This is a genomic window from Pseudomonas sp. BF-RE-22 (assembly GCF_019956155.1).
GTDB classification, from domain to species: Bacteria; Pseudomonadota; Gammaproteobacteria; order Pseudomonadales; family Pseudomonadaceae; genus Aquipseudomonas; species Aquipseudomonas migulae.
Window position 1 is genome coordinate 26,667 of the sequence record NZ_JAHBDD010000040.1, and the last position, 13,980, is coordinate 40,646.

Sequence of the window (13,980 nt, forward strand, 5' to 3'; positions counted from 1 at the left end):
CGAACTTGCTCTACAGATGCTTTTTACCTAATTTTGAATCTATAGATTCAATTTGAGGTCATGAACATGGCCGTTGCCCTCCAGCAACAAGCCTTCACCAAAAGCCAGTGCGTAACCGGCCTGCGCGCCGCTGTCGGCATCCTCGATAAATGGCGCGCCTCCAGCGATCAGGCCTGCCGTATCCTGCGCATCTCCCGCAGCACCTACACCCGCGCCCGCCAACGCGATCCCGACTGGGCCGTGGCGCTGGACGCGGACCAGATGCAGCGCATCAGTTTCGTGCTCAACATCCACGCGGCGCTGCGCCTGGTGTTCGACAACCCGGAAAACGTCTACGGCTTCCCGTCGATGGCCAACGACAACGAATTCTTCAACGGCCGCTCCCCGCTCGAGATCATGGCTCAGGGCGATATGATTTCCTTGTATGAGACCTTCCGGCGCATCGACGTGCTGCGGGGCGCGCAATGGTGAGGCTGAGCGAACTGGCAGCACTTGCCGGCGAGCCATTGCAGGCCTATCGACTGGTCAATTCCAAGTTCCCCCCGGTGGCCTTGTTTGATGACGTGGCGGACGCGGACGCGTTTGAAGTGCTGTATCAGATCCAGGAACTCACCAACCCGAGACTTAAAAATGAAGTGGGTCGCCTTGAGCTGATTCGCCGCAGTGAAATCCCGTTCGGCATTCCGGGCTGCTCCTATGCGACGGCCCCCTTTACCCACGTCAACCCGGCAGGCTCGCGGTTCAGCGATGGCAGTTTTGGGGTGTTGTATCTGGCAGACACCCTGGAAACGGCACTGGCTGAAGTGAAGCATCATCAGAGCCTGTACTGGTCGAACGTCCCGAGCCTCAACTACGAGCGGTTTGTTTTCCGCGGGTTGTCCTGCTCTTTTGTGGAAGCCGGGATGAAAGATGCGACCTCCCTTTCGATGACGGACCCCGTTTACGATCCGGACGATTACACGCACTCCCGTCGTTTAGGGAAGTCAGTCAAAGAGGCGGGTTGCCCTGGTCTTCGTTACCACTCGGTGCGAAGGCACGGCAGTGATTGCTGGGCGCTGATGACGCCGAAACCGGTTTTATCGGTGATTCAGGCGGCGCATTACGAGATGGTCTGGAATGGGCAGGTGACGAGTGTCAGTCAGATTAGTGAGGCTTGAATGCGTTATGCCGAAATGAAAACGGGCGCCTTGATAGGCGCCCGTTTTTGTTTGTGTGGGGGTTACCAACTGCCGTACGGGATGCCGTATTTTTCGACATAGCGTTTGGACGCCTCGGACAACGGGTAATAGTTACCACCTGATTTTCCAAGGTGTGGCCCCAGAGGTTCAACCTCGGCCTGGGCGCGTGCAACTTTTACGGCCTTCATGCATTTGTCCGAGACCCAAACCTGTGCGATCCCTCCTGGTGCCAGGCCAACGTAGACCAACGCAATCGTACCGGCAGGTTCGTCTGGTGTCGTCGGGCAAGGCTCGTTCACTGTCGCCCGCATGATTTGCCGGGCTTCTTCAGGTATATCGATCCAGACCCGGTAGGTTTTTGACTCCACCACAGACTGCCAGCGAACATAGATACGCTTTGGCAAATCGGCCCCTACGACTTCCCGAATTCCTCCGGTAATTTGCCCCCAACCCCGAGCGGACTCCATACCGTCTTCCGGCTCGTTTCCCGCCGCCGTTCCGCCACCTGTTCGGCGCAACAATTTGCCGTTGATGTCTTCGACCTGACTGTCTTCGACCCAAACCTTCATGTAATTCGGCTGGTTGAAGCTAAGACTCCACCATTTTCTGGTGAGCTCGCTTTTTGGGAGAGTGTCTGACGCCTGACACCCAGCCACCAACCACAGGCCAAATAATAAAACCAAAGCACGCATCAAAACACTCTCCAGCTAGAGTCCGGCACATGAGGATGGCGCACACGTACTCCACTTTCAGTCGGCGCGTTGGTATAGCGAATGGTCACACCTCGCTCCCGACTCGCGCCTACAGGATTACTCCAGTTGGCAGACATGTGAACGTATTTGAGCTTCAATATTTTTTCTTCTTCAGCTGTTGGCTCGTAGTTTCCGGAAAGAACCCTGTCGCAAAAAGGCTGTAGTTCAGAAGGCAAGCTGTTTGCGGGATCGTTTTCGTCGATCACACCAAACTGCACGCCCTTCTCCCTCGCCAATTTATGCATCAAGTGCAGATACACCACCGACAGCTTGCCACTGACCGGGCGCTTGAGCTGCAACCCTGCATACGCGCGCACCTGTTTGCCCCCCGATGCCTGATCTTCTCTCGGAAGTGGGGTCGGTTTCGGAGTCACGATTTCCAGCATTGCTTCTGGCCAACCATTGGCTATCCAACTCGCTTTCTGCTGCTGAGCATCACGATAAATCGAAGTGGTTTGAATATCGGTTCCCTGGTGCATCGTAAGGGCCTGCATGGGGCTGACCAACACGCACTCTTCCACTTCTTCCCGGTACCCCCCACCGACATCCGAATGCACGCCGGGAACGGGTATTTCGGTGTGCGCAGGAATAACTGTGCTTAACGCAAAGTTGGCCCGACGCTCGTCCCGTGCAGTCAATTGAATGACATCGGTAAAGTACTTGCGGTCAAGGTAGAGCTTGATCCCCGGCGCCACGGGACTTTGAATGTTACCTAAGTTTGTGACCCCTGCGACCGAGGGCACGGTATCAAACAGGCCAATGAAGCCCATGATGATTTCGCTGTTGTACTGGGCATCGAAACTGGAGCTGAAGCCCTTGGGGTTGCTGCGAAGCACTTCACCTAAAGGTCCCAGTTTGCAACGTACGATTTCGTTGGCGAAATGTCGGGCAGCGGCAGCGCCTCGACTGAACCCAAAGGTGTCGAATGTGAGCGATGTAATCTCGCCGTCAGGATTACGATCAATCGCTTCCTTGATCAGTGCTTTCATGGCGACAAACGCTTTTTGTACCTTCCCTGCTACACCTGCATCTCCTCGCCCGGTCGCCGCGGCCCCCAAGCTGTCTTCGGCGGCCGCATCGGTGCCGATCCCATCAACGTAGAGGCTGCGCTGTACGAGTTTGGACGACGCATCGTTTCCGGCGACTTCCGATGTCGGGTAGAGCTCGTATAGTTTGAAAACATTACTCACATCATTCCCATAACTCCCCTCCGGATCCGCCATATACGGCTTGCAGCTCGCATCTACATCCGCAGGCAAAATCGGATGATGGGCGCCACACAGCAATCCTGAAGCCGAGTTGCTCGCATTGTTCAGCGTCCCGTCGAAGAACACGCCAATGCGCAATGCGACGCGGACTTTCTCCTTCGCTGCCGCCGGTGCCTTGCCGTATTTCTCGTACTCGGCCCAGCGTCTGGCGTGGATGTCGACGGGTTTGGCTTCGTCGTATCGGAAGTTTTTCGGGAGGTTGGGTACGTATCCACTCATTCCTTGATCACCTGGCTCCTTGGTGCAACGGGCGCTGAGGGTGCCACTGTGGATCCAATCAAGCAACGCGTAGCCAGATGCCATCACTGGGACAACATGGACCTTCTTCCATGTATTGGTTTCGTCAATGGTCACCATTAATTCAATGAAGTTCTCTTAAAAATTCCGCGGCGTAACATCGCCTCCATACCAAACAACTACACCCCGGAGCACACCACCATGAAACGCCAACTCTTCCTCAGCATCGCTTTCTCGGTTTTTGCAGTTAACGCTTTTGCCGCTTCGTCCGCTCACCCGGTTGTCGCTGAAGGCGGCTCGGATCGTTTGATTGAAAGCCGTGTGGCTGAGGGTGGTTCGGATCGTTTGATCGAAAATCGTGTAGCCGAAGGTGGTTCCGACCGCCTGATCGAAAACCGCGTTGCCGAAGGTGGCTCTGACCGCCTGATCGAAAACCGCGTCGCCGAAGGTGGCTCCGACCGTCTGATCGAAAACCGCGTTGCCGAAGGTGGCTCCGACCGTCTGATCGAAAACCGCGTCGCCGAAGGTGGTTCCGACCGTCTGATCGAAAACCGCGTTGCCGAAGGTGGTTCCGACCGTCTGATCGAAAGCCGCGCTGTATGAATGAATAGCTCTATCGCGGTACTCAACGAGAAGCCCGGCCTAATCAGCCGGGCTTTTTCTTGCGTCAAACAAATGAGTGGCCTTCATTGAGTTGACACCGCAGCACGCCGCTTCGCGTATCGCCCCAACCCGATTTTGATGCCGACCAGCATGGGCGCGGCGACTGCGAAAAGCAGCGTCACTGCAACAAAGGCGCTTTCGAAGGCAATCACAGTGGACTGACCTGTGACGGTACGACCCAGAAGGCTCATCGCCGCCCGACCCGCAGCCACTGCATCCATTCCTTTGGCCGACAACATCGCTGTCGTGGTGGTCAGCCGTTCGATGACCGCGCCCCCGCCCGGAGTGACGCTGGCGCCAAGGACCACCGAGTTGGCGACAACGTTATGCTCAATCAGCGTCTGAAGCCCTGCGACGCCCATCAGGCCACCCAACTGGCGCCCCGTATTAAAAAGCCCTATGCCGCTGGCGAGGTTGCGCCTGTTGAGGTCACTGAACGCGATCAGGGTGATCGACAGAAACAGAAAACCAAGACCCAACCCGCGCAACAGGATGGCCGCCATCATGTCGTCGGCGCCGCTTTCATGGGTGGAACCGGACAGCATCCACATCGCAACCATGATCATCAGGATGCCGAAGGGCACGGTGGCGAACGGCGGAACGCGGCGGGCCTGCATGAGCCAGGCCGAAATGAGCAACGCCCCGATAAAAAAGGCGCCACTGGGCAACAGCAGCTGGCCGGCATCGGTGGGTGTGAACGCAAGGACCGAAAGTGCAAACGCCGGAATCAGGAACGCACTGCCGAACAAGGCCGCACCGGCGACAAAACTGACGATAAAGGCGAAGGTAAAATCGTTCGATTTGAACAGGGTGAAATCGAGAACACCCTGGCCTTTGCTCAACAGCTGCTGACCTAGAAAAGCCAGCAGCGCGGCGGCCCCCATCACGGTCAGCCACAGGATGCGCGGTTCCTCGAACCAGTCCCATCGGCTGCCCTGGCTGAGCACATAGGTAAAACACAACAAGGTGACGCAGATCAGGCAGAAGCCGACCCCGTCAAACGGACGATGCCGTGTCTTGGTCGGCATCGGGGCGTTGGCGGTCAGCAAAAATCCACTGGCCGCCAGGGCGAGCGGAACAACGCTGAAGAAAATCCAGGCCCATGACTGGCTATCGATCAACCATCCTTGAAGGGCCGGCGCGAGGGTGGCGGGCGCGACAACCGCGCCCATGGCGAACAGTGCCTGAAGGATGGGTTGATGTGATCGCGGCCAGGCGCGAAAGATGATCACCTGCCCCCCGACCAGCAGCGTGCCGCCGGCGAAGCCCTGGATAACTCGAAGCGCTACCAGCAGATCCAGCCGAGCCGTCATCGCGGCAATGGCGCACGCCAGGCCCATGACCAAAGTAGCGCTGATGAGGACCTGACGCGGCCCGAAGCGGTTCATCAACCAAGGAGCGGTCATGAACCCGATCAGCTTGAACGCGGTGTAGCCAATGTCCAGCCAGGCGAACTCATCGGGCGTTGCATAGGTATCGCCGATGATGTCGCTGCGCCCAAGCGAGAGGACGGTGCCAGCGAGCGCTTCCGTCAGCGCGGCAAGCAGGATGCCCACCATGAGCAGGAGGCCGTTCGTCACGCTGGTATTGCCCGGCGTGGCGGTGGCCACCGTGCTCACGAGCCACTTCCTTGCGCAACCTCGACTCGCGCAGACAGGCCCGGCACGATGCGGCCCGGCAACGGGTTGTGGGCCAACAGGATTTTCACCGGCACCCGCTGGACGACACGAACAAAGTTGCCGGTCGCGTTATCCGTAGGCAGCAAACTGAATGCCGAACCACTGCCCGGTGCAAAGCTGTCGACCACGCCTTCAAGTGCCTCGTTCGGATAGCCGTCAACCGTGATGCGAACCCGTTGACCGGGACGAATATGCTCAAGTTGGGTTTCCTTGAAGTTCGCCACGACCCACACATCATGGACCGGCACGATATCGAGCAACGACACGCCCGTCGTCACATACCGACCGACGCGGACCTGGCGGTTACCGATAACGCCATCGACAGGCGCGCGGACCACGGTGCTGTCGAAATCGATTTGGGCGAGATCCCGCGCCGCCTGCGCCTGATTCACCGCCGCAACGGCTGCTTCGCGCTCGGTGACCAGCACGGCGATGTGTTGCTGTTGCGCCTCGACCGATGCCGAGGCGGCCGATACCGTCGCCTCGGCTCTGGATTGTGCGGCGGCGGTTTCATCGACAAGGGCGTGGCTGACCGCGTTGCTGACGATCAGTTTGCGGTTGCGATCATGGGTCTTGGTCGCCAGATTCATCTCGGCGGAAGCTGAACGCCTCTGGGCTTCGGCCTGGCGGATCAGGGCCCGTTGAAGCTGGGTCTGGGCATCGACATGACTCAGGCGAGCCTGGGCCGCACTGACATTCGCCACGGCTTGCGCCAACCGTGCGCGGTAGTCTCGGTCATCAATGCGAAACAGGACATCACCCGCCCGGACGGTCTGGTTATCCTCGACCTCTACCGACGTGATGTACCCGGCCACTTTGGCGGCGAGCGAGGTCACGTCGCCGCGCACATAAGCATTATCGGTGGAGGTCGTGCCGCTGAAAACAGCCACGGCCCCTCCGGCAGCCAGGACCAGAACGGCGGCGACGCACAGCAACCGGCCGATGGTTTTTTTCTTGCTGCGGCGCGTCACGGCGACAGGGATTTCGGCGCTTGCGCCGGCGGCAATGGCGGCCTTGTCCTGGAGCGAGTTCATTTCTCTCATTACCTGTTCAATGCCGGGAAACGCAACAGCCAAAGGGCGGCAGTGGCCTGCCGCCCGGCTATCGCGCGTCGATCAGCGCGTGTATGAGGTCACTTGCCGATGGGCGTGACGAGCACCTTTTCATCGGAATCGAGGACGAACACCGCCAGCAAACGCGCAGGTTGGGTATCGCTGGCATTGGCGCTGACTTCGTGCACGGAGCCCGGCTCCTCTACGAAGTTTTCGCCGACGTTGTAGATCTTTTCCGGCTTGTCTTTGATTTTGATGCGAAACGAGCCTTCCAGGACCGTTGCATAAATGAAGGCCGTTTTCGGATGGGTGTGGGCCGGCGACGCGGCACCAGGCCCATATTCGACAACCACGCCTTTCATACTCTTGCCGGGGATATTGGGAATGGGCCGGTCGAACACGACCGTCACCTTGCCCGCGGGTTTGTCGTCGGCCGACGCGGTGATCGAGAGCGCTGCAAAAGCAGCGGCCAGAAGATATCGGGTGAACATGGCAAATCTCCTTATGCGTCTGTTTGATGAGGGCACAACCCGGCGTCAGGACCGGGCGAGCCAGTCCTCGAAACGAATCGCGCCCAGGCGCGGGTGCTTGCCGGGGGTCAGCGACTGATCGTCGAGCACCGCGCCGAAGTAGCGTGCGTGCACGTCCGGAACGACTTTGCGGGAGTCCCCGGTTGCCCGCAGAAAGCGCCTGACCAGTTCGTCCAGCGGCATGGCCTCGGGCCCCGCGACTTCGAGCGTGCCGTTGACCGGTGTTTGCAGCGTGACCTCCGTCAGCGCCGCCACTACGTCGTCGGACGCCAGTGGCTGGATCAGCGCGGGCGAAAGGCAAATCTCCTCACCGACGGCGGCCGATTGCGCGATACCGCCGACAAATTCGAAGAACTGCGTAGCCCGCAGGATGGTGTAAGGAATGCTGGACGCCTTGATCAGGTTTTCCTGGGCGACCTTGGCCCGGAAATAGCCATTCTCGGGAAGCCGTTCGCTACCGACAATTGACAGGGCCACGTGATGACGAACGCCGGCGGCCGCTTCAGCCGCCAGCAGGTTGCGGCTCGAAGTTTCAAAGAAGTCGAGGACAGCCTGGTCTTCCCACGACGGCGCGTTCGCCACATCGACGACGATATCAGCGCCATCCATCGCTTCGGCCAGGCCTTCGCGGGTGATGCTGTTTATGCCCGTACTGGGGGCGGCTGCGAGCACGTCATGGCCGCGCTCGCGGAGGTTGTTCACAAGTTTCGATCCGATGAGGCCAGTGCCTCCAATGACGACGATCTTCATGGGTTCTCTCCGCTTCACGACGGCAACCATTGCTGTCGGTGTGAGTAAAGAGTGCCCCCGTGCGTAAGCGAAGTCCTTGCGCAGGCCTTGGATTTACCTTCGCTCACGCTTGGTTTTTCGTCCAAAAAAACCGCCGTTTGAATGTCATCCTGACTCGGCGGTGCAGCCGGTTACGCGCTGCCGTATTATCGACTGCTCGTACCCATTACCCGCTCGACCAGGGGATACTCACCTTGCCATTCGTGTTTGAAGACTACGTGCTCGATCAAGAGCGCCGGGAACTCACCTTGCGCGGGCAAGTCGTGCCCATCGGGCCACAGGTTTTCGATTTACTGCTGCAGCTCGTCAGCCAGCGCGATCGCGTCGTCAGCAAGGATGACTTGCTCAGGGCAGTGTGGAGCGGCCGGGTGGTTTCGGAATCGACGATCACCAGCCACATCAATGCGGTACGCAAGGCCATCGGCGATACCGGTGAGGAACAGCGCCTGGTTCGCACAGTGCCGCGCAAGGGTTACCGCTTCATTGGCCAGGTCGAGGCAGGCGAGACCGCCGAGGCCCGGCAACCTGACGGACACGATATCGGCGCAGGTGTGCCCGCCGAGCGGAATGAACCCCTCGTGCTACCGGACAAACCCTCGATCACTGTCCTGCCCTTCCAGAACCTGAGCGGCGACCCGGAACAGGATTACTTCGCCGACGGCGTGGTTGAAGACATCATCGCCGCCCTGTCGCGGATCCGTTGGCTGTTCGTGATCGCGCGCAATTCGAGCTTCACGTACAAAGGCCGGGCGGTAGACGTCAAGGGTGTCAGCCAGGAGCTCGGCGTGCGTTACGTGCTGGAAGGCAGCGTGCGCAGGTCCGGTGACAGGGTGCGCATCACCGGGCAACTGATTGATGCAACGACCGGAACGCATCTCTGGGCGGAGCGCTTCGAAGGCACGCTCGACGACATCTTCGAGTTACAGGATCAAATCACTGAAAGCGTCGTCGGTGCCATCGCGCCGCAGCTTGAACGGGCGGAAATCGAACGGGCCAAGCGCAAGCCGACGGAAAGCCTCTGCGCCTACGACTATTACCTGCGGGGAATGGCGAAACTGCACAATGGCACACGGGAAGCCATCGAGGAGGCGCTGGTGATGTTCTACAAGGCCATCGAACTCGACCCGGAGTTTGCGTCGGCCTATGGCATGGCGGCGTGGTGTCATTTCTGGCGCAAGTTGAATGGCTGGATGACCGATCGACCTCAAGAGATCGCCGAAGGTGCGCGGCTGGCGCGACTGGCCATGGCGCTTGGTCGGGACGATGCGGTGGCGTTGACGCGAAGCGGGCATGCGCTGGCCCATCTCACCGGTGATGTCGATGGCGGCATTGCCCTGCTCGACAGGGCGCGCCTGCTCAATCCGAACCTCGCTCCTGCCTGGTTTTTGGGCGGTATTTTGCGTGCACTGCGCGGTGAAACAGACGCCGCCATCGAGTTTTTGACCCATGCCGTGCGCTTGAGCCCGCTGGACCCGGAGATGTTCAGGATGCAGGTGGGTATGGCGCTCGCGCACTTCGTTGCCGGGCGCTACGACTGTGCGACGGACTGGGCGGATAAGGCATTGCGCAACCTGCCCACCCTGCTGCCTCCGGTCGCGCTGCTGGCGGCCAGTCATGCGCTGAGGGGACAAATGAATAAGGCGAAGCAGGCGATGCAGCGCTTGCGCGAGCTGGATCCTGCATTGCGTGTTTCCAATTTGAAAGAATGGCTGCCTATTCAGCAGCCAGAGGATCTTGCTCGTTTTGCGCAGGGGTTGCGGATGGCTGGGTTGCCTGAGTGAGTGTGGTGCGGGTCACTTCGCTTGGGGGTATATCCGTTTCTGCGGTAACGGCCACTTATGGTTTCGCCCTTACGGCGAGTCACTTGGAAAAGCGCCAAGTAACCAAGCGCTTTTGCCCCTTTCGTTCGGTGCCTCGCCTAGGCTCGGCATGCCCTCGTTCCGGTCCTGCTCCGTGGGCCCGCCGCCATCGGCCATCCATGGCCGGGGGCGGCTAACCCGGCATCCATGCCGGGTTGCCCACTGCGCAGAACCTCCACTCGGCCTCTCGAGGGGGCGTGTACCTCAAGATCAAAAGCTGAAGGCGAGCTAACGCTCGGCCTGATGAGTGGTGAGAAGCAAAAGCAAACGCGATTCCCTGTAGGAGCGAGGCTTGCCCGCGAAAAACGACCGGGCAACGCGTTCATTCAGACAGCCCGCGTTATCGTTGACGTCCATCGCCAGCAAGCTGGCTCCTACAAGGGAAATGCATAGGTGTCTGGAAAAATACGATCCCCCCTGTAGGAGCCGGCTTGATGCGGGCGGCGTTCCGACGATATCGGTGGGTCAGTCGACGTTTGTATTGGCTGGACGGACGCTATCGCCAGCAAGCCGGCTCCTACAGGGGATCGGTGTTCATGTCCGGAATGAGTGAACGCAGCAGTGAAGCAGAACGCGTACGCAAATGAGCCAGGTCGGCTTTCAGGCCGCCTCGGCGGCTGTGGCGGTAGTCGCCCCCTCGAGAGGCCGAGTGGAGGTTCTGCGTAGTGGGCAACCCGGCATGGATGCCGGGTTAGCCGCCCCCGGCCATGGATGGCCGATGGCGGCGGGCCCACGGAGCAGGACCGGAGCGAGGGCATGCCGAGCCTAGGCGAGGCACCGAACGAAAGGGGCAAAAGCGCTTGGTTACTTGGCGCTTCTCCAAGTGACTCGCCGTAAGGGCGAAACCGATAGCAGCCGTTACCGCAGCAACAGATATGTACACCATACCCAAATCCAACTCCCCCGCAGGCTAAAAAACCGCAGCTCAGTTATTGCGCAACAGCACGTAAGCCTCACCACCATTACGGTCATGCTGAAGAATGAAGTTTGCGCCCTGCAGGCTAACCTTCGACGGCACACGATCCGCCACCGCTGTCTGCGAATATGGCTGCACAGCGCTCAGCAATTGTCGGGTCAGGCTATCGTCGGACTGGCTCGGAGTCGTGACCACACACTCTTTCGCAGACAACTGCACCGCAAGGTTTTTGTCAGCCGTGAAGCCGATACGGGTAAAGCCCATATCCTGCAGATCATCGATACCGTAACGCTTGGCGGCTTCGGCCGAACCAGCGAACGATGGCGCAGTCTTCAGGCAGATGTCGGTGAAAGCTTCAATGGCCTTGGACTTGACGGGAATCGGAGCATTCGGGGTTGATGCAGCGCAACCGGCGAGCAAGAGAAGGCTGGACAAGGCGAGCTTGCGAAACAACAAATTGGACATGACGCAGGGATCCTTCCATTTGAATACGACGCGCAACCATCGGGTCGCGTGCCACTTGAGCAGGTGGGCCCGAATGGTAAAACAAGTCCGGCCTCCACCGCGAGAGGATGAGCGTCGAGGCCCTTCTCATTCAGCACCAACAATGAGTCAAGACGATCTGCATCGGACTCAATACGTTCAGAACCCAATAGCGCGGCATCAAAGGCAACACTGTCTCCACTCCCAACGCACACCGCGTTGTGTTGTGAAAGGTATCGCCACCCCACTATTGGAAGCCTGACTCATGAAAACCTTAAGCATCGAGAACTACAAAACCAATACCGCCTCTGGACAATCATCGCTCGGGAGCAAAACCACAGCGATTGGGACTTACGGAGCGTACTTTGCCCTCGCCGTGATCTACTTCTGGTTCGGTGGCATGAAATTCACTCACTACGAAGCGCAAGGCCTGGTTCCGCTGGTGAGCAATAGCCCTTTCCTGGGTTGGGTCTACAACATTTTCAGCGTCGATACCTTCTCCAGTTTACTCGGTGTCCTGGAAGTCTCGATCGGCGCTCTTATTGCAGGTCGACTGCTGTCACCCAAGCTTTCATTGATCGGTGGCGCGTTGTCAGCCGGGCTGTTTTTCACGACGTTGAGCTTTATGTTGTCGACACCAGGAGTGATCGAACCCAGCCTCGGCTTCCCGGCCATTTCGGTTGCACCGGGCCAGTTTCTCCTGAAAGACATCGGGTTGCTTGCCGCCTCCATCTTCGTGGCCGGCCATTCATTAACCGCGCTGGAAAACCGCTGAATCGATGATCCTTCTCTTGGGATGGCCTGAAGCAATTCGATGTTTTCAGGCCATGCCCCATCAAGAAAGTCCGTCCCCCTCTCCCGCCAAATCTTTCAGCCAGTCCCGAGGGCTGTAGCCCGTCTTGCGACGAAACGCGCGAGCAAGTGCCGAAGGACTTTCATAACCGACTTCCGCAGCGATCAGCGTAATCGGCCGTCCTTCACGCAAACGCTTCTGCGCCAGGCTGATACGCCAGCTCAACAGATAGTCCGCCGGTGTCTGCCCTATAACGGCCCGGAAGTGCACGGCATAGGCCGCACGCGACATGTTCGACTCGCTCGCCAGTTCCGCCACCGACCAGGCACGGTGAGGTGCGTTGTGCATTTGCACCAGCGAGCGCGCCAGTCGCGAATCCGCGAGCCCGGCCATCATGCCGGTCCGCAGCTGATGATGATCGAGCAGATGTCGAAACAGCAGGATGATCAGTAATTCGAACAAGCGATCCAGCGCCGCTTCCCTGCCGCAATGTCCGGCTGCCGCTTCAACGAACATCCATCGCAGCGTATCGGCCAGCTGCGGTAACTCTTCCAGGGACAGCACCAGGCAATCGGGTAACGAGGCAGACAACGGGTTATCGACCCCGCCCTCAAACTCCATTGACGCACACAGGAGTTGAGCGCCCTCGGGCTCACCGGCGAACAGTTGATGCCGGCTTGGGCGTGGCAGAAAAATCAGACTGGGTTGCGTCAGGAGCAGGTCCTTGCGCTCGCCGCCTCGCAAAGTGACGGTACCGGCCTGCAGCAGGTGAATATGACCACGCTGGTCGGCGCCATCGTACGCCGCCATACCGCACAGCCTGCCGTTGTAAAACAGGTGTGCGCGTACGCCGAACTGCGAAAACAACGTAGACAGGCGATCCATGGGTATTCTCTTGGAGTGGTTTTGACTGGGTGTATATCCGTTGCTTCGGTAACGGCTGCTTAGTCTGGTGATAGCAATTTTTTGATGGTGTACATATCCGTTGCTGCGGTAACGGCGGCTATTGGTTCCGCCCTTACGGCGGGTCACTTGGAGAAGCGCCAAGTAACCAAGCGCCCGCGCCCCTGACGTACGGTGGCTCGCTAAGGCTCGCCATGCCCTCGCTCCGGTCCTGCTCCGTGGGCCCGCCGCCATCGGCCATCCCTGGCCGGGGGCGGCTAACCCGGCATCCATGCCGGGTTGCCCACTACGCAGAACCTCCACTCGGCCTTCCGACGGGGCAGATCAAAATCAAAAGCCAAGCAAAAGCCAAAGCGAGGCGGCCTGCCAGCCGACCTGTCTCTATAACCGTACGCGCTCGCCTTCACTGCTGCGGTCACTCATTCCGGATATGTACACCGATCCCCTGTAGGAGCCGGCTTGCTGGCGATGGCGGTGGGTCAGTCGGCGCATTTATTGACTGGACGGACGCTATCGCCAGCAAGCCGGCTCCTACGGTTGATCGTATTTATCCAGACACATCTGCATTTACCCTGTAGGAGCCAGCTTGCTGGCGATGCACGTCAACGATAACGCGTACTGTCTGAATGAACGCGTCGCCCAGACGTTTTTCGCCGGCAAGCCGGCTCCTACAGGGAATCCCATACGCTTTTGATTTCCACCACTCATCAGGCCGAGCGTTAGCTCGCCTTCAGCTTTTGATCTTGAGGTACACGCCCCCTCGAGAGGCCGAGTGGAGGTTCTGCGCAGTGGGCAACCCGGCATGGATGCCGGGTTAGCCGCCCCCGGCCAGGGATGGCCGATGGCGGCGGGCCCACGGAGCAGGACCGGAGCGAGGG

At 59.2% G+C, this 13,980-nt stretch carries 13 protein-coding genes; 5 read left to right on the top strand and 8 right to left on the bottom strand.

Going from position 1 to position 13,980, the window contains the following annotated elements; genetic code table 11:
- Positions 1-66 precede the first annotated feature (66 nt).
- Together KGA82_RS19395 and KGA82_RS19400 are read left to right on the top strand one after the other, a co-directional pair.
- Positions 67-471 (top strand): antitoxin Xre-like helix-turn-helix domain-containing protein, encoded by a 405-nt coding sequence (locus KGA82_RS19395; protein WP_008037849.1) that lies wholly within the window; start codon positions 67-69, stop codon positions 469-471.
- Positions 465-1,157 (top strand): RES family NAD+ phosphorylase, encoded by a 693-nt coding sequence (locus KGA82_RS19400; RefSeq protein ID WP_223451919.1) that lies wholly within the window; start codon positions 465-467, stop codon positions 1,155-1,157. The genes KGA82_RS19395 and KGA82_RS19400 overlap by 7 nt, the downstream gene beginning before the upstream one ends.
- A 62-nt stretch (positions 1,158-1,219) precedes the next feature.
- Here KGA82_RS19400 and KGA82_RS19405 read toward each other — a convergent pair whose 3' ends face one another.
- Positions 1,220-1,870, bottom strand: a complete 651-nt coding sequence (locus tag KGA82_RS19405; protein ID WP_223451921.1) for a DUF2931 family protein — start codon at positions 1,868-1,870, stop codon at positions 1,220-1,222.
- Positions 1,870-3,417 carry a T6SS phospholipase effector Tle1-like catalytic domain-containing protein gene (locus tag KGA82_RS19410; RefSeq protein WP_223451934.1) on the bottom strand — a complete coding sequence of 516 codons (1,548 nt, stop codon included), beginning with the start codon at positions 3,415-3,417 and terminating at the stop codon, positions 1,870-1,872. Before KGA82_RS19410 ends, KGA82_RS19405 begins: the two co-directional genes overlap by 1 nt.
- A 219-nt stretch (positions 3,418-3,636) precedes the next feature.
- Here KGA82_RS19410 and KGA82_RS19415 point away from each other — a divergent pair, with 219 nt between their 5' ends.
- A complete protein-coding gene (locus tag KGA82_RS19415) occupies positions 3,637-4,038 on the top strand; it encodes a hypothetical protein (RefSeq protein ID WP_008030819.1) in 402 nt (133 codons plus the stop codon).
- An 83-nt stretch (positions 4,039-4,121) separates the two neighbouring features.
- Here the strand turns inward: KGA82_RS19415 and KGA82_RS19420 are convergent, their stop codons facing one another.
- From KGA82_RS19420 to KGA82_RS19435, 4 genes are all read right to left on the bottom strand, one after another.
- Entirely contained in the window at positions 4,122-5,717 is a 1,596-nt protein-coding gene (locus KGA82_RS19420; protein ID WP_223451923.1) for a DHA2 family efflux MFS transporter permease subunit, read from the bottom strand.
- Positions 5,714-6,811, bottom strand: a complete 1,098-nt coding sequence (locus tag KGA82_RS19425) for an HlyD family secretion protein (RefSeq protein WP_223451926.1) — start codon at positions 6,809-6,811, stop codon at positions 5,714-5,716. The genes KGA82_RS19420 and KGA82_RS19425 overlap by 4 nt, the downstream gene beginning before the upstream one ends.
- A gap of 98 nt (positions 6,812-6,909) precedes the next feature.
- A complete protein-coding gene (locus KGA82_RS19430; RefSeq protein ID WP_008042324.1) occupies positions 6,910-7,320 on the bottom strand; it encodes a cupin domain-containing protein in 411 nt (136 codons plus the stop codon).
- Positions 7,321-7,365: 45 nt separating this feature from the next.
- On the bottom strand, positions 7,366-8,109 hold the full coding sequence (locus KGA82_RS19435) for an SDR family oxidoreductase (RefSeq protein WP_207286580.1): 744 nt from the start codon (positions 8,107-8,109) through the stop codon (positions 7,366-7,368).
- Between the two features lie 233 nt (positions 8,110-8,342).
- Here KGA82_RS19435 and KGA82_RS19440 point away from each other — a divergent pair, with 233 nt between their 5' ends.
- The gene (locus tag KGA82_RS19440) at positions 8,343-9,929 is read left to right on the top strand and encodes a winged helix-turn-helix domain-containing protein (protein WP_223451928.1); all 1,587 of its coding nucleotides are present in this window, start codon (positions 8,343-8,345) and stop codon (positions 9,927-9,929) included.
- A 1,003-nt stretch (positions 9,930-10,932) separates the two neighbouring features.
- On the opposite strand, the gene KGA82_RS19445 is transcribed toward KGA82_RS19440, so the two are convergent.
- On the bottom strand, positions 10,933-11,388 hold the full coding sequence (locus KGA82_RS19445) for a hypothetical protein (RefSeq protein ID WP_223451930.1): 456 nt from the start codon (positions 11,386-11,388) through the stop codon (positions 10,933-10,935).
- Between the two features lie 283 nt (positions 11,389-11,671).
- Here KGA82_RS19445 and KGA82_RS19450 point away from each other — a divergent pair, with 283 nt between their 5' ends.
- Positions 11,672-12,181 carry a YkgB family protein gene (locus tag KGA82_RS19450; RefSeq protein WP_008043932.1) on the top strand — a complete coding sequence of 170 codons (510 nt, stop codon included), beginning with the start codon at positions 11,672-11,674 and terminating at the stop codon, positions 12,179-12,181.
- A 60-nt stretch (positions 12,182-12,241) separates the two neighbouring features.
- Here the strand turns inward: KGA82_RS19450 and KGA82_RS19455 are convergent, their stop codons facing one another.
- On the bottom strand, positions 12,242-13,084 hold the full coding sequence (locus KGA82_RS19455) for a helix-turn-helix transcriptional regulator (RefSeq protein ID WP_223451932.1): 843 nt from the start codon (positions 13,082-13,084) through the stop codon (positions 12,242-12,244).
- Between the last annotated feature and the right edge of the window lie 896 nt (positions 13,085-13,980).

What these genes read in the sequence shown, in the direction of transcription:
- KGA82_RS19425 (WP_223451926.1), bottom strand. Translation starts at nt 6,811, where the DNA reads ATGAACTCGCTCCAGGACAAGGCCGCCATTGCCGCCGGCGCAAGCGCC.
- KGA82_RS19455 (WP_223451932.1), bottom strand. Translation starts at nt 13,084, where the DNA reads ATGGATCGCCTGTCTACGTTGTTTTCGCAGTTCGGCGTACGCGCACAC.
- KGA82_RS19405 (WP_223451921.1), bottom strand. Translation starts at nt 1,870, where the DNA reads ATGCGTGCTTTGGTTTTATTATTTGGCCTGTGGTTGGTGGCTGGGTGT.
- KGA82_RS19400 (WP_223451919.1), top strand. Translation starts at nt 465, where the DNA reads ATGGTGAGGCTGAGCGAACTGGCAGCACTTGCCGGCGAGCCATTGCAG.
- KGA82_RS19395 (WP_008037849.1), top strand. Translation starts at nt 67, where the DNA reads ATGGCCGTTGCCCTCCAGCAACAAGCCTTCACCAAAAGCCAGTGCGTA.
- KGA82_RS19445 (WP_223451930.1), bottom strand. Translation starts at nt 11,388, where the DNA reads ATGTCCAATTTGTTGTTTCGCAAGCTCGCCTTGTCCAGCCTTCTCTTG.
- KGA82_RS19410 (WP_223451934.1), bottom strand. Translation starts at nt 3,417, where the DNA reads ATGAGTGGATACGTACCCAACCTCCCGAAAAACTTCCGATACGACGAA.
- KGA82_RS19450 (WP_008043932.1), top strand. Translation starts at nt 11,672, where the DNA reads ATGAAAACCTTAAGCATCGAGAACTACAAAACCAATACCGCCTCTGGA.
- KGA82_RS19430 (WP_008042324.1), bottom strand. Translation starts at nt 7,320, where the DNA reads ATGTTCACCCGATATCTTCTGGCCGCTGCTTTTGCAGCGCTCTCGATC.
- KGA82_RS19435 (WP_207286580.1), bottom strand. Translation starts at nt 8,109, where the DNA reads ATGAAGATCGTCGTCATTGGAGGCACTGGCCTCATCGGATCGAAACTT.
- KGA82_RS19415 (WP_008030819.1), top strand. Translation starts at nt 3,637, where the DNA reads ATGAAACGCCAACTCTTCCTCAGCATCGCTTTCTCGGTTTTTGCAGTT.